Genomic DNA, 17,531 nt, shown 5'->3' on the forward strand with positions numbered 1-17,531 from the left:
ACTGACAGTAATACTGAGGTCGACGTTTCTGACTACACCTAAGGCAGGTTTATGAAATGAAATATGATTTTGATGAGTACGTAAGCAGAGAGAAAACAGACAGTCTCACCGTGGACGGCTGGCGGGAATACCTGTTTTCGGGACAGTCCGAATTTGCAATGCGGTATCCGGCAGAAGGGCTAATCAACCTCTGGGTTGCTGACATGGCTTTTGCCACACCAGAGCCGATTCTTCAGGCCATCAGAGACCGTCTGGATAGAAAAATACTCGGCTACACTAAAATCTACGACGAAGAATACTATGAGATCTTTGGCAGCTGGTGTGAGCGACAATATGGTCACCGTTTCAAAACGGAAGACATTGTGCTGTCTCCGGGCATTATTCCCGCGCTGAACCGTCTCGTCCCGCTTCTGACCGACATGGATGACAGTATTCTTATTATGACGCCTTCATATGGCCCGTTTAAAAAGGCGGGTGAATACAGTCAGCGTCGCGTGGTGTACTCGGCGTTAAAAAAATCAGCAGGCGGCTGGGAACCTGACTGGGAAGACTTTGCACGCAAAGCCAGTCAGGCCGATTTACGTGTGAAAATTCTTTTCCTGTGTAATCCGCATAACCCGACCGGACGAGTCTGGCGGCCTGATGAACTTAAGCGGATTATTGAAATTTGCCTGGCCAATGACATCTGGGTGATATCTGACGAAATTCACTGCGACCTGTCCCGAAGCGGTATCGGTCATACACCGGCCGCCTCTCTTTTCCCTGATTCTACACGCATTATTACCTGCATGTCCTCGAGTAAAACATTCAATCTGGCCGGGAATTTGTTGGCAAATATTATTATTCCGGATCCCGGTGTCAGAAGCGAGTGGCGTCTCAGACACGACGAGTTCATCTCTCCACTGAGCCTGGCAGCAAACAAAGCGGCGTGGAGTGAATGTGATGACTGGCTTGTCCATCTGAGGGAATATATTGACGGCAATTTCCAGTACCTGCACGACTATCTCAAAAACTATTTACCCGAAACCAGGTTCTCGATCCCCGAAGGGACATATCTGGCCTGGATAGATATTAGCCGCTACCTGCCCGACACCGCAGGTGAGGATTTATCGCTGTATTTTGCCCGGGAGTCAGGGGTCCTTCTTGAAGGGGGCTTGCTGTTTGTCGACAATGGGGACGGATATATCCGGTTAAATCTGGCCTGCCCACGGAGTATGCTGACAGCAGGGATGAAAAGAATTTCACAGGTACTGCGGATACCGGATCCTCATCGTGTATAACCCCTTTCTCTCTGGCCGTTTTGTCCTGTCAGGATGTCGTCAGAACCCGGCATAACACCCTGTGCCGGGAACACAAAAGGCACGGATGAACAGGTCGTGAATATTCTTAGTGAAGCCTGCTGATGACATGTCTGGCGACAAAAAAATGCCGCCCTTAAGGGGCGGCTTATGCCAGCGTCACGGGGTTATCGTCTGACCGCCATGATGCCCGCATCGACATCCCAGATAGCGCCCGTCACCCATGAGGTTTTGTCAGACAACAGGAAGAGAATAGTGTTTGCCACATCTTCGGCAGTTCCGACGCGTCCCAGCGGGTGGAAATCGTTCAGCGACTTCATAGCATCTGCGATATCCGCTTTGTCCATGAAGCCTTCGTATATCGGCGTATGAACAATCCCGGGAGACACCGCGTTGACACGAATACCCGCGCTGGCCAGCTCAATCGCCAGATTACGCGTCAGGGCATGCAGACCCGCTTTTGCCATTGAATAGGCCGAGGCCGGCGAGTCACCCAGTGCAGCCTGAGCACCAATCGAACCGACGTTGACGATAGACCCTTCGAGCTTCGCGGCGAGCATGTTCTTCACGACATCCTGTGTAATAAAGAACGTGGCTCGGTTCAGCGAAAGATACATGTCATAATCGGCAAAGCTGTGCTCGGTAAATCCTTTGGGCATGAAGATACCGGCGGCATTCACCATCAGGCTGATATCGCGATGGTGAGCATTAATTTCCTGACGGATAGTTTCCATACCTTCTTCGGTCATCAGGTTCGCCGCGATGACCGCAACCGGTCCCAGAGGGCTCAGTTCTTTTTGCACCGCTTCGGCTTTGTCTTTTTTATTCCCGGTCAGCACGACACTGCCGCCCGCTTCCAGTACCATGCGTGCCACGGCCAGGCCCATGCCGCTGGTACCGCCGACGACGAGCAGTTTTTTACCTTTGAAAAAAGTGTTCATTTTCTGACTCCATTACTGGTGGGTAAGACGTTGCCGGCAGCGTGAAACTGCCGGCGGTTGACGGATTAAATACTGCAGCCATCCGTTCCGCAGGTCTGACCCGCAGTGGCTGAAAATTCGGTTTGCTGTTCATCCCAGACCTGACGCAGGGCATTCAAAAAGTTATCTGCTGCCTGAGCCCCGCTGATGGCATATTTTTCGTTCATCACAAAAACCGGAACGCCGCTGAGGCCAATAGACTGTGCGTGGGCTTCATCGTCGGAAACGGTGGCGCGAAAATCGTCATTTTCCAGGGCGGCTTCAGCGTCAGCTTTCGGCATACCGGCTTCTACGGCCATGGCAACGAGCTGCTGACGGTCAAAGAGAGAGCGACCTTCGGTGATACTGCCATGATAAAAACGTTCTTCCACCGCGTCCGCAATTCCGGCCTTACGCGCGGCAACCAGCAGGGTGTGTGCATCTTCTGTATCACCAAACATCATGCCGTCGAAGTTGTAGATCAGACCTTCAGATTTACCGGCGGTGCCCACCTGATTCATCATCAGCTCCGCTGAATGCTGACTGCCCAGCTTTTTAACGATGGCATCCTTAAAAGGCATCGCGGGAGTACCACCGGCCAGACGGTAGCTGTGATGGCGGATCACCACCTGGTCGCGAAATTCAAAGCGATTCAGACCCTGTTCAAATCTTTTTTTAGCAATCCAGCACCACGGGCAGACCAAATCTGACCAGATATCGATGGTAAGGGTGGGTTTCAGCGTTTGCATAATGATTCCTCAAAGACGTTGGGCGGTCGGATCTCACTTATCAGAGAACCGCGACCGTATGGGATTTATTGCGCCTGCCAGACCGGGTAATCGGTATAGCCTTTTTCCGGGGAACCACTGACGCCGTAGTAGGTGGCGCGGTCACTTTCTGCCAGTGGCCAGCCGTTTTGCATTCTTTCAACCAGATCCGGGTTAGCGATGTAGGGCACACCAAATGCCACCAGATCCAGCTCATCATCTTCCAGAGCCTGCTCTGCGATATCACGGGTAAAACCGCCGGCAGCGATGATGGTGCCTTTAAACGTGTTGCGAAAACGGCGGCGGAAGCCTTCCGGAAGTGGCGCTTTGGTGTACACCGGCTGATAGTAAAGGTGTACGTAGGCCAGTTCCCGCTGACCGAGCGCGTCGGTGATGGCTGACCAGGTTTGCTCTTCACCTTCATACGGCGCGAGGTCATAAATGCGGCCGAACGGTGACAGGCGCACGGCAACGTGGCTGTTACCCACGGCTTCCGCCACGGCGTCAATGGTCTCCAGCAGGAAACGCTGACGATTTTCCACCGAGCCGCCGTATTCGTCGGTGCGGGTGTTCAGTTCGCTACTGAGGAACTGGTCAAAGATGAATCCGTTTGCCGCCATGATTTCCACGCCGTCAAAGCCGGCTTCCATCGCCAGGCGTGCGGAGTGCACGAAGTCTGCAGTGATGCGTTTAACTTCATGCGTTTCCAGCGCGCGTGGCTGGCTTGGTACAACCGGGCCCGGTTCTCCGGATTCGGTCAGCGCAAAAACGGTGGTATTGACCGCCTGAACGGTGCCCGCTGAAACCGGCGCTATGTGGCCTGGCTGAAGAGAGACGTGAGACATACGGCCGACGTGCCAGAGCTGCGCGAAAATACGGCCACCTTTGGCGTGAACCGCTTGTGTCACCTTACGCCAGCCCTGGACGTGTTCGTCGTTGTAGATACCAGGGGTATAAAGGTAACCCCGGCCTTCTTCTGAAACCGGCATCCCTTCGGTGATGAGCAGGCCAGCAGAAGCACGCTGTGCATAGTACAAAGCCACGACCTCATCCGGCACGTCATTCATGGTGCGGGTGCGGGTCATCGGTGCCATGACTACACGGTTTTTTAACGCCAGGCCAGACAGATTGTAGGGGGTGAAAAGCTTACTCATCGTATACCTCACAAAAAACAAAAAGGAGTATCCCGGCAGGGATTTGCACAGCCCGGCAGTATCATCGACTGGACGTCGCGCACTGAAGTTGCATAAACATCTGATGGGTGGCAATATATCAACCATCTAGTAGGTAGGTCAATGGGTGTGTCGTATTTTTTTGTCATAACGCAGCCATTTCTGAATTGTCACTCATTTTGCGAGGTCATCACCATGCGTACATTAACAGCTTATAACGAAGATAATTTCCGCCAGATAGAGCAGTACAAAGGAATATCGGTGGTACGTTTCTCTGCACCCTGGTGTCCGCCCTGTCAGGCCAGCGAAGAAATGTTCAGTCAGTTTGCAGACCGGCTCGATAGAGATATTCAGGTGGGGAAAGTCAATGTAGATCAGGCGCCGGTGCTGACAACCAAATACGAGATCTGGGGGCTGCCGTCTGTGCTGATATTTCATGAAGGGCAATTAGTTAAACGCATACCGGGTGTGAAACCTGCATCGGTATATGCTCAGGCTATTGCGGACATAAAAAAAGGGCAGTAATGCCCTTTTAACGTGGAATTTATTAATGCTTAACCGCGTGCCTGACCGACGGCATCCAGAGTGCGGGCTGAATAAATGACCGCCGCGCCAGCGTTGAGGTTAATCGCCACGCCCAGCGCTTCAGCAATTTCAGCGTCGGTTGCACCGGCTTTCACAGCGGCGTCGGCGTGAAAAGCAATACAGCCGTCGCAGCGGGTTGTGACTGCGCACGCCAGGGCAATGAGTTCACGCACTTTTGCGCCCAAAAGGTCAGTTTTGTTACCTGCGTTGCCCAGGGCAACCACGCCTTTCATGGTCTCGGGGGTCAGTTTGCCCAACTCGCCTAAACGTTGCATTAACTCTGAGCGATAGTTGTTCCAGTCCAGCATAGTGTCATTCTCCTGAATGAGGGGTATTAAGAAGCAGTTTTATATACTTAAGGCTGTTGGCGAAGACTTCGGGTCTGGCCGTTGCATGCGCCACTACGCTTGAGCCTTCACAGACATTAATGATCATCAAAGCAATATCTGATGGTTCGGCATGGGATGAAAACTCACCTGACTCCATGCCCGCCCTGACGACTTTTGTGAGCCACTCGATTTGCATATCGAAATAAAGTGATGTCTGTACAGTAATTGCCTGAGGCAGATTGGCGGTCTCTGCTGACAACGCACAACACAGTGGCAGTAGCGAAGCTTTATGGCTTTGCGCGAAGATATCGATGTAAGCCGCAATTCTTCTCTCCGCGCTTTTCTCAGTCGCCTCTATCTGCTCAAATACGCGTTGTGTATCAGAGAACGCCTGTATTACCACCTGCTCACCCAGAATATCTTTGGTCGGGAAATGGTGATGAATACTGGCCTTGGTGATACCCACTATTTTTGATAAATCAGCATAGCTGAATGCTGAATACCCTTTTTCGCGCATCAGGTGTTCTGCTTCGCTGAGCAGCCGTTCCCGTGTCATGGTTGTCATAATTACTCCATATAATCTACTAGTTGATAGATTATATTGTTGCTATTTTTCCGTAGCAAGTTGTATCACTGACTCAGTATCGTGCAGAGCTGAACGTCACTGCCATCCTGCATTCTGAATGGCAGCATTACATCTCTGACATCACGCCAGGCGTGTAATCATTTCAACCGGATTAGCCAGAGTATCGTGGATTGGCGAATTCTTTTGCATTTCGCTGACCAGCGCTTCTAACTCCTCGCGACTGGCGGTCTTGCTCGTAAGGTGAACATCGACGCGAATAGATTTCGCACCTTTACGCACGTTGCTGTCCAGCCCAAGGAAGCCGTTGAGGTTGATATCGAAATTAAGATCCAGCTCGATACCGTCCAGGTCGATCCCTTTTTCAGCAGCCATCATGGTAAGGGTGGCGGTATAACAGCCAGCCAGCGCCTGCATGATGTATTCAGTCGGGCTCATGCCGGTATCGGTGCCGAGTAAACCTGCGGGTTCATCACCGATATTAGAAAATTTCCCCACACGGCTGGTATCGATAACGCCGTTCTGGATTGTGGCGCCGGTCTCTGTGCGAACGGTTAATCCGCCGCTGGAACGGGCTTTCATCTGGAAAGTCAGGTTACCCAGGCCAGGCTGGCTGCGAACTGCTTCACGGGTATTGTGGATCGCAGCTGCGTCTGCAGAAGGTTTAACGGTAGTAGACATAATGGCTCCTGTAATTTCTTGATAAAAGGTATAGCTGGTGTAATCAGTACCAACCATCTAGTTGGTAGATTAATATCGCGAACCTCTTTTGTCTACTCTTTTATAAAAGATAGGGGGAAAAGAACCCAGCAGGCTGTTTTATTTCATAATAACCATTTGATTTTTTTTATAATCTTCCCAGCCGCTCACTCTTGCAGCAATCCAGCCTTTACCCGAAGGATAGTCTGGCGGGTGGTATTAAATTCCCGGGCAATAGCACTGATACTGATGCCAGCATTTAGGCGCTCTGTCACTGTTTGCTTTTGTTCCTCGCTCAGGATGGGGGGGCGACCGAAGCGTTTTCCAGCCGCTTTTGCCCTCGCAATACCTGAATACGTTCGCTCAAGCAGCAAATCCCGCTCAAACTCCGCTACAGCAGAAATTACCTGCATAGTCATTTTTCCGGCCGGACTGGTCAAGTCAACGCCTCCGAGTGCGAGACAATGAACGCGAATATCTAAAGCCGCCAGTTGCTCTACTGTTTTTCGGATATCCATCGCATTACGACCCAGACGGTCAAGTTTGGTGACAATCAGTACATCCCCATTTTCCATGCGATCTAGCAACCGGATAAATCCGGGGCGTTCGCTGGCAGCAACCGAGCCACTGATATGCTCCTCAATAAGTCGTTGGGATCTGATGGCAAAACCCGCCGCTTCAATTTCACGACGCTGGTTTTCTGTGGTCTGTTCCAGAGTTGAGACCCTGCAGTAGGCAAAAACACGTGACATGGGAAACTTTCCGTACGAAATGGATGTCCGAATTATAACGTGTGTCCGAAATTAATTTCACTAAGTTTCGGACATGTGCTGTAAGTGGTGTACGAAACCGACCGGTTTCGGTCACAGCGAACAAATAACAGATGAAAACTATACGCGAGGGAGGCATTTATGCCACGGCGACAGATACTGAGCAGCGAAGAGCAGGAACGCTTACTGGTTATACCAGATGATGAAATTATTCTGACCCGAATGTGTTTTCTGAACGAACCGGATATTGCGCTCATTAATAAGCACCGAAGGCCAGCGAATCGCCTGGGCTTTGCTGTATTACTCTGTTATCTGCGTGGACCTGGATTTATTCCGGACAAAAGCAGTGCTCCTCACAATGGCGTTGTATCCAGGGTTGCTTCCCGACTGAAACTTCAGCCTGATTTATGGCCGGAATATGCATCCAGAGAGCAAACCCGCTGGGAACATCTGACCGAACTTTATCGCTACCTGGAACTATCCCCGTTCAGCCGGTCAATGCAAAAAGACTGTATCCGTCATCTGCACCCCTATGCCATGCGAACTGACAAAGGATTTATGCTGGCGGAAGAAATGCTCAGCTGGCTACATAACAATAATGTTATTTTCCCTTCTGTTGAAGTGATCGAACGGACGCTTGCCGAAGTCGTCACGCTCGCTAACAGATCGGTATTTTCGACACTTACCGCGCAACTGGAAAAGCAGCATAAATCAGCACTCGACAGCCTGCTCATATCAGAGGGTGAACAACCTTCCCGTCTGGCATGGCTGCTACAGCCTCCGGGTAAAATAAACGGTAAAAATGTGCTGCAACATATCGACCGGCTTAATTCCATCGCTGCGCTGGGGTTGCCTGATGGTATTGCACTTTCCGTTCACCAGAACAGGTTGCTTAAACTGGCGCGTGAGGGCCGGAAAATGAGCAGCAGGGACCTGGCAAAATTCACCGATGTCAGACGTTACGCTACGCTGGTTTGTATAATAACAGAGGCCAGGGCCACCCTGACTGACGAAGTGATTGATCTGCACGAGCGTATCCTGGGTAGTCTGTTCAGCAGGGCGAAACGCACGCAGGCCGAACGGCTCCAGCAAACGGGAAAGCTTATTCAGAGCAAGCTGAAGCAGTACGTTACCGTCGGGCAGGCGTTACTTAACGCCAGAGAATCCGGGGAAGATCCCTGGACTGCAATAGAAGATGTCCTTCCCTGGCAGGAATTCATCAACAGCGTGGAAGAAACGCGGTTTCTTTCCCGTAAGGGCAATTTCGACGCGCTTCATCTGATCACCGAAAAATACAGTACGTTGCGTAAATATGCCCCGCGTATGCTGTCAGCATTGCAGTTCATGGCGACACCTGCGGCGCAGGCGCTCAGCGATGCGCTGGACACCATAACGGAAATGTACCGTAAACAACTTCGTAAAGTGCCGCCATCAGCGCCAACAGGGTTTATCCCTGAAAGCTGGCGAAAACTGGTGCTCACGCCTTCAGGCATCGACCGCAAGTACTACGAGTTTTGCGTACTGAATGAACTCAAGGGTGCATTACGTTCCGGTGATATCTGGGTAAAAGGATCGCGCCGCTACAAAAATTTTGATGATTATCTCATCCCAACTGCTGAGTTTGAGAAATCCCGACATAATGACCAGTTACAGTTGGCCGTTCAGACCGATAGCCAGGCATACCTTCAGGCCCGTATGACTCTTCTTGCATCTCGGCTGGAAGAAGTTAACGCGATGGCGCTTGCCGGTGATTTGCCCGATGTAGATATCTCAGATAAAGGCGTAAAAATCACTCCACTGGAGAACAGCGTTCCTTCAGGTGTTTCGCCCTTTGCAGATTTGGTCTATGGCATGCTTCCCCATCCGAAAATTACGGAGATACTGGAAGAAGTTGATAGCTGGACGGGATTTACGCGTCACTTCGCGCACCTCAAAAATAATAACGTCAGACCAAAAGACGGAAGACTGTTGCTGACCACCATTCTGGCTGACGGCATCAACCTTGGGCTGACAAAAATGGCGGAATCCTGCCCTGGGGCCACAAGATCGTCACTCGAAGGTATTCAGGCATGGTACATCAGGGATGAAACTTATTCAGCGGCACTGGCCGAGCTGGTCAACGCGCAGAAAGAGCGGCCTCTGGCCGCATTCTGGGGCGACGGGACAACATCGTCGTCAGACGGGCAGAACTTTCGGGTAGGCAGTCACGGACGTTATGCCGGTCAGGTCAATCTTAAATATGGTCAGGAGCCGGGCGTGCAGATTTATACGCATATCTCAGACCAATACAGCCCGTTCTACGCCAAAGTGATCAGCCGGGTGCGCGACTCAACCCACGTGCTTGATGGCCTGCTGTACCATGAAAGCGATCTGGAAATTACCGAGCATTACACCGATACCGCAGGCTTCACTGAACATGTTTTCGCCCTGATGCACCTGCTGGGATTCGCTTTTGCGCCAAGGATCCGTGATCTTCATGACAAGCGGCTGTTTATTCATGGAAAGGCCGAGCGCTATCCGGGGCTTCAGTCTGTCATATCAACAACCTGCCTGAATATCAAAGACATTGAGTCGCACTGGGATGAGGTATTGCGCCTGGCAACCTCGATTAAGCAGGGGACAGTCACCGCATCACTGATGATGAAAAAGTTAGCCAGTTACCCAAAACAGAATGGACTTGCCAAAGCGCTGAGAGAGATTGGCCGCATCGAACGGACACTATTTATGCTGGACTGGTTCCGTGATCCCGGTCTGCGCCGACGCGTGCAGGCGGGGCTGAATAAGGGTGAGGCCCGTAATGCCCTTGCGCGAGCGGTCTTTTTGCACCGTCTGGGTGAAATAAGGGATCGTGGGCTGGAGAATCAGAGTTATCGCGCCAGCGGGCTGACATTACTGACAGCAGCGATCACGTTGTGGAACACGGTATATATAGAAAGAGCTATTGAGTCACTAAAACGAAAGGGTATCCCGATAAATGAGCAACTGGTCTCTCATCTTTCTCCCCTGGGCTGGGAACATATCAATCTGAGTGGAGATTACGTCTGGCGTAATAATCTTAAGCTGGGATCCGGAAAATACCGCTCATTACGTACAGTCGATACCGCTTTGTACAAAAAACAGTCTTAGCGTGGGATAATTTCCGTTTTCCAAGCGGACCCCTAATACAAGTCAGTAACTTGAGTAAGCAGATCTATCGCCGTTCGATTTGCAGATAGCAACCTAGCTTTTATTTCTTCTAATAACATTCCTGTGCCCCACAATTATGCTACAAACTTAGTTTTCCCAAATTACTTCTAGTCGATTTAGCTGTTCTGAAGTGGTTCTCTGAATGGTAGTTCCTGATTAATTCTCCTGAAATTATATAGTTTCACGTAGTTTACTAATCAGATTTAGCTTTGACTGTTCATCTAGATTATTAAACAGACAAACAAGTTCTGCACTCAATTCATCTTCACAAAAAAAGTAACTCAACGGGACGCCAAGTTCACTCGCAAGCTTCTTGAGCATATCCATATCAGGGATATGCCGCCCCTTTTCATAATGATTCATACGTCCGCTTGCCGAGCCCTCATCCATACCGGCTTTGATCCCCAGATCCTTTTGGGACAAACCGGCTTTTTTTCTGGCCTGCTTGAGTCGTTCGGGGAAGGGATTATTCTGCAAAATTTTTTCATCATCTGGCGTCTCGAATGTATAGATTGTCTAAGTTTCTCTCACTCCTGTATACTTAGCAATCCTAAGTTTTAGACCTATGAGTTATGATTTATATGAACCAAGGGATCTTGTTCAGCAGCAGCAAAAAATTTCTTCACATTTTAAACCAGCTAACCAATCATAAAATATTACGTAATGACTTGATTAATATTGCAATTATTGAATTTCAGCTTTCTAAGAAACAGGCTGTGGGGCTGATTGATCGTGGTATCTATCAGCTTAAGCACCAAGATCTTGTACAGGCTAGTGGGAACGTTAAAAACATTAGTTACCAATTTTCATTGGAGGTAATGAGTCATCTACCAGTTAATGTGGCTTATGATGCGGCTCAATTGCTCACTTCTGAAAAACAAGGTTTAGAAAAAGAACTCATGCAGATCCACTACGAGCAAGAAGCCTATCAAGAATTCTTGGAAAAAATTCCGAATAAGAAGCTTTCAATAATGAGGTTACAACAAGAGACCGCAGAAAAGTTTAACCAGTTGAATGGCAAGCTACGAGCAATTAACCAACTGTTAGCTCTGTAGATCAAGAGGGGTGCCAAACAGTTGGCAACCTTCTTTGCTACATGAAGTCGTAACAACCTCGCTACTAATATCAGTCTTTACTCTACCGTTTAACTGACTTTTTCGCTGAAGGCTTTTTATAGGGAGCCTTTCCTAAACCTCTCAACCCTTCAAAACGGATATTATCTACCTGATGAATAAATACATGTAGCCCATCAACCAACGGTTGCATAAACTGGCTATACTTGATTTTTTTCTCAGAAATAGCCTCTAGCTGAGATTCCCAATGTGCTGTCATATCAGGCTTTGTCATAGCTTCTGGAAGAGATAGTATCAACCTACGGCCAATATCAGTAGCATGAATTTCTTTGCCTTTTTTGGTCAAATAGTCACGCTTAAATAGTAATTCAATGATACCGGCTCGGGTCGCTTCTGTTCCCAAGCCATCTGTCTCTCTGAGCACCTTTTTAATCGCTCTATCGGTGACGTATCTGGCTATGCCCGTCATGGCTGATAGCAAAGTGGCATCGGTAAAGTGACGTGGCGGTGAGGTGTTTTTTTCATCCAGCTTGCCATCCACACAGAGTACCTCCTCCCCTTTGATGACCTCTGGCAATCTTACAGCTGAGAACTCTGGATCTTCAGATGTTGATTTCCGCTCCGGTAATAGTGCCTTCCAGCCTTTATCCACAACTTCTTTTTGCCTGCTGATAAATAAGCCGCCGTGCACTTCTGTATCGATCTGCTTTTCCTGATATTGAAAAGGTGGATAAAACTGCATCAAATACTGTCTGGCGACCAGTTCATAGATGTTCTGCTCATCAAGCGACAGACGGCTCGAATCAACGCCACGACTGGTCGGGATAATGGCATGGTGCGCACTCACTTTATCATCATTCCACGCCTTAGATTTGACTGACAAATCGGCAATTTCAACAGCTGTCGCCAGTCCAGGGATAGTTTTAGGGATCGCTTGAGTGACTCTATGTGTATCGCCAAAGTGTCCGCTGGGCAGATAACGGCAATCTGAACGAGGATAGGTAATCAGCTTATGTTTCTCATACAGCTGCTGGCACACATCGAGCGTCTTTTGGGCATTGAGATTAAAACGTCTGGAAGCATCGATTTGCAGTGCTGACAAATTATAGGGTAATGGCGGGGCTTGTTTCGCCCGTTCTTCAGTTACCGCAACCACAGTTGCTGGCTGGCCTGTTACTTTATTCAATACGGTTTCAGCCAATTTTTTCAACACCAATCGCCCCTCTTCATCCATATACGGTTCACAGGCGGCACTCGGTTTCCATTTTGCCGTATAAATTTGGTCTTTATCGGTTTTAAGATCGATAAACACGTCATAGAAGGGTTTTGAGACAAAAGTCTCGATTTCTAAATCCCGATTAACGACCAAACCTAATACTGGCGTCTGTACTCGCCCTACAGACAGCACACCGTTATAACCCGATGACTGCCCCCGTAAGGTACATAAACGAGTCATATTGATGCCATAGAGCCAGTCAGCTCGTGCACGCGCTAATGCTGAAGTAGCCAGAGGGATAAAATCGATATTACGGCGTAGGTCATTTAGCGCACGTTGGATAGCATCGGCGTTCATATCGTTAATCAAACAGCGCTTGGCTGCTTCACGCTTCTCTTTTGGTACACCGCAATAATTGATAATCTCATCAACCAGAATTTGCCCGACTCTATCGGGATCGCCCATATTGACCAGCACATCAGCTTCGTTAATTAGTTTTTTTATAACGTTAAATTGCTTTTGTGTGGCGGGCTTTACTGAGTGTTTCCACTCCACTGGCACAATAGGTAGGTGCTCCCTGCGCCACTTTTTAAAATCAGGGTTATAGGCATCAGGCTCAGCCTGTTCGAGTAAATGGCCAATACACCAAGTTACCACATCACCGTTGGCGGTTTTAATAAACCCGTCACCCTTTTGATGCGGTTTAGGCATAACATCAGCAACTGCCCTGCCAACACTCGGCTTTTCAGCTATGTACAAAATCACTGACTTCTCCTGCTGCTTATATCAACAATCTTGAGTGCTGATACTTCCCTTTCCAGATCTTTGATCTTATCGAATGCTTCGAACAAAGAGAATTCTAACTGGGCATTTTTAGCAATAATCTTATCGCAAAAGGCTTTGATATCGTCTCTTTGCACCTTATAGCGCTCCTTTAACTCGCGTTCCTTATCTCTTTGTGCGCGTATTTTGTCTACCGAAGCTTTACCAGAAGCTACAAGATCTGTTGCACTTTCAAATTTTTGTCTATCTATAATATCCTTTGCTTTTACAACAAAGTCTTTATAATAATAAATACCACCAGAACTAAGCCCAGCCTCTTTGTTTATACGGCTAAGACTCAATCTCCCATCATTTGGGGTACGCTCAGGAACTCCATTTACTAGCCTATTCAAAGCTTGCTCAAGCCTTTCAAGTGTGAGCAATGCTCTATCATCAATATTTTTATAATTATTCATTAATGAATATCCTTTTATCAAAAGGAACATATCCAAGATCATGCTCTGATAAAACTTGCTCAATAGATTTTATTTCATAAAACAGTTTAGATGTAACATTAGGCATGTCTAACCCAAGAGATTCAATATCACTGAACTTTTTAATTAACTTTTCTCTAATATCGAGAAGTGATTTTGCTTTATCTGTTGTCACAACTTTGTACTTACATGTAGTCATGTCACAAATTCTATCACAATTTGGATTAGTACAATACCCTGCGGGGTGCTCAACAATAGAAAGTTGACCATCCTGTAATTGTTTACGAATCTCATTTCTATCTAAATAAAAACGCGTATCACCCTGCTCTCGAAGGCTTTTAATTCTCTTACCCTCATGACCAGACAATATTTCTGCGTCATTATATATGTGATAGAAGACCTCTGTCATATGCTCTTGATTCTCTCCAGCGATTTCATTTTGTAGATCTGTATCAATCATCATATCAACATACGACGCAATATTTGCTTGATTTGCATACCAAGACGTCATAGTAATATTCATATGTTTAAACTGATACTTAACATCAAGTAATGATGCTAATTTATTCCTAACCAAATAGACAGCAAACGTCCGACGAAATGCGTGAGGATGTACTTTTAAAGTTTCTCCAACTTTTAGCTCACCCTTTCTTGTGGGATTGAGCAAATCAAACTCTCGGACATCATTTTCTGTTGCTCGATAACCAAGTAACTTTACGAAGTTATTAAGAGAATGAGACATTGATTGTCTACTAGCATTGGGTCGATGACCTCTCATATGGGGAAGAGTTATAAATAAGCAGTCTACTTTCTTTAAGAAATTATTCTTTTCATCAATATGCGTTATCGAATCTGCTTGTTTTTTCCATTTTTCACGGGCAAAACCAAAAGCATCCCAAAGTAGCTCTATTGCTTTTTTCGCACTCGGTATGGTGACCCATGATGTAGAACGAGCTATTCCACCTAGATTAGGTTTTGTATCCAAACCATGTAATATAGGAATGGTCATGCCTGCATATTTTTTCTCTTGATAAGAATGTATATTAAAAGACTTTATTTCTCCATCCCTACAACCTGTAAATGCAGCTATTACAATATAGCAAGCACCTCTAAGCCAAGATAACCACAATCCACTGTAGTCTAATTCTATATTTAGATCATTTGGTATTTCGCCCATACTTTTAAGAGCATGTCTTTTAACCGTAGCAGTACAAGAATAATGCTTCTCCCATTTGGTATATAAAAACATAAACTCCTCATACAAAGTGGATATCACTTTTCGATGCGGATGATAAAAATCAACTATTCTTAAAGCTTCGCCATAATATTTTGAAGAGATTTTTTCAGGGATGCAAACTGCTTGAGATACAGACTCTCCACTTACCGATAGGTAATGGGATAAACTTTCGTAATTTTCAACTATTCTTTTCGTGAATCCAAACTCATATAAATGAGACAAAAAAATAAGATAGTTTTTCCACGTTTTGAACTTCAGGCCTTGTTTTTTTGCAATAAATAATATATTTCTGTATTTTTCATCATCATTAATATCATCGTATGAAGTACCATTGTTTTCAATGATGCACTTTTGAAAAATAACCCCACCTGAAATAATATTCAAAATGGTGCTTTTTTTAGATTTAAGACTATTAGCCAATATTATTTCATGAACTAAGGACTTTACCGTTAGTTTGAATTCACCAGACAAACGTGTAAATGAAACATCAAAATCCAATGACCAAAAATTCCAAACATCTGAATTATAATAGCTGTAAGGTTTTCCTTCAGAGTCCCTTGAAACAATAATATCACCAGCAGAGAGGTCATGTTCTGTTTTTTTAAATTTTTTCATTAGTAAATTCCCAACATTAACTCTAAGTCATCAACACTATCCCAAAGGGGGTGAACACTATCCAGATATTTGTTATAAGCTTTATTATATATTATTGTGTGATCTTTTTTCATTCTATCAATAATGAGTTGTACTGTATTACTAACCTTACTTAATAAGTAAGATGGATGAGAATTAATTGCTGGCCTTGTTATTGATTCCAAAATGATATCATTGAAGGAAAGTAATAACCAAACATCATCAACTTCAGCAACAACAGCATGATGTTTACATCCAAAACATTCAAGAAACTTATGGCAAGCAACTATATCACTATCATTTGCCAATCCATTTTTTATTAAGTCACTTTTTAAATTCTTTGATTTATGTTTAAAGGAACCACCACATCTTAACCCATTAGTAAGTTTCTTAAATTTTTGGCTCACCTCACTCTCTTTAAGTGGGTCTTTATAAATGAATTTACTATCCTCAATTACTTTATCTAATGGTTTTCCTAATGCAGACTGCTCCCTAATATATAGTGCAGACGCCAGTGAAAATTCAACTGTGGTAGGATTACCATCAGCATAATATTTTGCTGATGTTTCTACTGTGTTATTCAAACCTTGTGAAACAAAAAAAACACTTTCTGTTGCTCGCATAATAAGTGATGCTTTGGTTTTTCTAAAGCGCTGGCTACTTAGTATCGGCAATCCAAGATCTGTAAATAAATTACTCAGAATTCTCGCACTAGAATCTGTCATATATGACTTTTTCCCATCAGATGGGTTAGGAAATAAAAAACCATCCTCATAAGGATCTATGACATCAATTATTCTAATCCATCTTTCGAAAAAAATCTTTGCCTCGCGAGTAAAACCGACATTTATTTCATTGACTCGACCATTCTGGCGCCCCTTCTTGATTTTGAGCTTATATATCTTCCTTGTAATATCAGTGAATAACTCATCACTTAGATCTGATTTTTTCATTTTCAAGAGTGATGTTGCATTTGCACCTGTATAAAAGCATGTTAGGTAATAAGCTACTCTAACTAAATCACTCACCCATACCATATCATGGCTATAATATGAAACCGTTCTTTCTGACAAATTCACATTCTCATATCTCTGCTCACCATTAGAATCATCAATATCATAAAGAGGAAAAATTTTTGGTATAGTTCCACTCTCAATATGTTTGCAATAATCATTGAAAATAAAACTTAACGCAGGAATTAACTCTTTGATTTCATCATCAGTATAAGGCTCAGCACTTTTAGTATCATGAGGAAATTTAATAAAGTAGTCATTGCATTTGTTAAAAAGATCTGGATCTAATTGTCTTAATAAGACTTTAATTGAATTCTGTCTTGAAAGTAGAGTTTTACCTTTAACCCCTTTATTGTAATGATCAACAAGACTTTTGGAATAAAACAAAATAGAACCAATGCAAAATATCTCTTCAAAACCCTGAGCCTCAGACATTCTTATAAATCTAACTAATTCATTGAAAATATTAATTTTAGTTCTATTAGTAGCATCTAAGTAACATAATATATTAAATATACTGACAACGAGACTCCTCCTATTAGCGTCAACAATATCTGGTTGATTTATTGGTATAGCTACTCTATATCCATCCAGGGGTAAAATTGGACATCCCCGATACAGTAACCGCTCAAAATTCGCTATTTTACCATTATCAACTATCGTGTGATCACGCATATTAATATTAACTAAATTATCCTCATTGAGGAACGATGGCATCATTGTTTTCCTTGAATTATTTTTTATAAATGCCATAT

Annotated in this window: 16 protein-coding genes; 4 read left to right on the forward strand and 12 right to left on the reverse strand. The window is 45.6% G+C overall.

Going from position 1 to position 17,531, the window contains the following annotated elements:
• The first annotated feature begins 56 nt into the window (after positions 1 to 56).
• The gene (locus tag JK198_RS02040; RefSeq protein ID WP_212708296.1) at positions 57 to 1,280 is read left to right on the forward strand and encodes an aminotransferase class I/II-fold pyridoxal phosphate-dependent enzyme; all 1,224 of its coding nucleotides are present in this window, start codon (positions 57 to 59) and stop codon (positions 1,278 to 1,280) included.
• A 185-nt stretch (positions 1,281 to 1,465) separates the two neighbouring features.
• Here the strand turns inward: JK198_RS02040 and JK198_RS02045 are convergent, their stop codons facing one another.
• The 3 genes from JK198_RS02045 to JK198_RS02055 form a co-directional block, all read right to left on the reverse strand.
• A complete protein-coding gene (locus tag JK198_RS02045) occupies positions 1,466 to 2,239 on the reverse strand; it encodes an SDR family oxidoreductase (RefSeq protein WP_004729618.1) in 774 nt (257 codons plus the stop codon).
• 65 nt (positions 2,240 to 2,304) lie between these two features.
• Positions 2,305 to 3,006 carry a DsbA family oxidoreductase gene (locus tag JK198_RS02050; RefSeq protein WP_001194072.1) on the reverse strand — a complete coding sequence of 234 codons (702 nt, stop codon included), beginning with the start codon at positions 3,004 to 3,006 and terminating at the stop codon, positions 2,305 to 2,307.
• Positions 3,007 to 3,071: 65 nt separating this feature from the next.
• Positions 3,072 to 4,178 carry an alkene reductase gene (locus tag JK198_RS02055; protein ID WP_006687059.1) on the reverse strand — a complete coding sequence of 369 codons (1,107 nt, stop codon included), beginning with the start codon at positions 4,176 to 4,178 and terminating at the stop codon, positions 3,072 to 3,074.
• A gap of 213 nt (positions 4,179 to 4,391) precedes the next feature.
• On the opposite strand from JK198_RS02055, the gene JK198_RS02060 reads away from it, so the two are divergent.
• The gene (locus tag JK198_RS02060; RefSeq protein ID WP_002431133.1) at positions 4,392 to 4,721 is read left to right on the forward strand and encodes a thioredoxin family protein; all 330 of its coding nucleotides are present in this window, start codon (positions 4,392 to 4,394) and stop codon (positions 4,719 to 4,721) included.
• A 29-nt stretch (positions 4,722 to 4,750) separates the two neighbouring features.
• Here JK198_RS02060 and JK198_RS02065 read toward each other — a convergent pair whose 3' ends face one another.
• From JK198_RS02065 to JK198_RS02080, 4 genes are all read right to left on the reverse strand, one after another.
• Positions 4,751 to 5,089 carry a carboxymuconolactone decarboxylase family protein gene (locus tag JK198_RS02065; RefSeq protein ID WP_000888080.1) on the reverse strand — a complete coding sequence of 113 codons (339 nt, stop codon included), beginning with the start codon at positions 5,087 to 5,089 and terminating at the stop codon, positions 4,751 to 4,753.
• A 4-nt stretch (positions 5,090 to 5,093) separates the two neighbouring features.
• Positions 5,094 to 5,675 carry a TetR/AcrR family transcriptional regulator gene (locus tag JK198_RS02070; protein ID WP_000210409.1) on the reverse strand — a complete coding sequence of 194 codons (582 nt, stop codon included), beginning with the start codon at positions 5,673 to 5,675 and terminating at the stop codon, positions 5,094 to 5,096.
• Between the two features lie 141 nt (positions 5,676 to 5,816).
• Positions 5,817 to 6,374 carry an OsmC family protein gene (locus JK198_RS02075; RefSeq protein WP_000108589.1) on the reverse strand — a complete coding sequence of 186 codons (558 nt, stop codon included), beginning with the start codon at positions 6,372 to 6,374 and terminating at the stop codon, positions 5,817 to 5,819.
• A gap of 185 nt (positions 6,375 to 6,559) precedes the next feature.
• On the reverse strand, positions 6,560 to 7,144 hold the full coding sequence (locus JK198_RS02080; protein ID WP_012695450.1) for a recombinase family protein: 585 nt from the start codon (positions 7,142 to 7,144) through the stop codon (positions 6,560 to 6,562).
• Positions 7,145 to 7,303: 159 nt separating this feature from the next.
• Between JK198_RS02080 and JK198_RS02085 the strand changes: the two genes are divergently transcribed.
• Entirely contained in the window at positions 7,304 to 10,288 is a 2,985-nt protein-coding gene (locus JK198_RS02085) for a Tn3 family transposase (RefSeq protein WP_021242989.1), read from the forward strand.
• 231 nt (positions 10,289 to 10,519) lie between these two features.
• On the opposite strand, the gene JK198_RS02090 is transcribed toward JK198_RS02085, so the two are convergent.
• A complete protein-coding gene (locus JK198_RS02090; protein WP_249213228.1) occupies positions 10,520 to 10,825 on the reverse strand; it encodes a helix-turn-helix transcriptional regulator in 306 nt (101 codons plus the stop codon).
• A gap of 104 nt (positions 10,826 to 10,929) precedes the next feature.
• Between JK198_RS02090 and JK198_RS02095 the strand changes: the two genes are divergently transcribed.
• On the forward strand, positions 10,930 to 11,403 hold the full coding sequence (locus tag JK198_RS02095) for a hypothetical protein (protein ID WP_212708294.1): 474 nt from the start codon (positions 10,930 to 10,932) through the stop codon (positions 11,401 to 11,403).
• An 82-nt stretch (positions 11,404 to 11,485) separates the two neighbouring features.
• Here JK198_RS02095 and JK198_RS02100 read toward each other — a convergent pair whose 3' ends face one another.
• Genes JK198_RS02100 through JK198_RS02115 form a run of 4 tightly spaced genes read right to left on the reverse strand, consistent with a single transcriptional unit; the run spans position 11,486 to position 17,529 of the window.
• Positions 11,486 to 13,402 carry a DNA topoisomerase III gene (locus tag JK198_RS02100; RefSeq protein WP_212708293.1) on the reverse strand — a complete coding sequence of 639 codons (1,917 nt, stop codon included), beginning with the start codon at positions 13,400 to 13,402 and terminating at the stop codon, positions 11,486 to 11,488.
• A complete protein-coding gene (locus JK198_RS02105; RefSeq protein ID WP_212708292.1) occupies positions 13,399 to 13,875 on the reverse strand; it encodes a hypothetical protein in 477 nt (158 codons plus the stop codon). Before JK198_RS02105 ends, JK198_RS02100 begins: the two co-directional genes overlap by 4 nt.
• Positions 13,868 to 15,745 carry a site-specific integrase gene (locus JK198_RS02110; RefSeq protein ID WP_212708291.1) on the reverse strand — a complete coding sequence of 626 codons (1,878 nt, stop codon included), beginning with the start codon at positions 15,743 to 15,745 and terminating at the stop codon, positions 13,868 to 13,870. The genes JK198_RS02105 and JK198_RS02110 overlap by 8 nt, the downstream gene beginning before the upstream one ends.
• Positions 15,745 to 17,529, reverse strand: a complete 1,785-nt coding sequence (locus tag JK198_RS02115) for a hypothetical protein (protein ID WP_212708290.1) — start codon at positions 17,527 to 17,529, stop codon at positions 15,745 to 15,747. Before JK198_RS02115 ends, JK198_RS02110 begins: the two co-directional genes overlap by 1 nt.
• Positions 17,530 to 17,531: the final 2 nt, after the last annotated feature.

It is taken from the genome of Tatumella sp. JGM91 (genome assembly GCF_018257575.1).
GTDB lineage: Bacteria > Pseudomonadota > Gammaproteobacteria > Enterobacterales > Enterobacteriaceae > Tatumella > Tatumella punctata.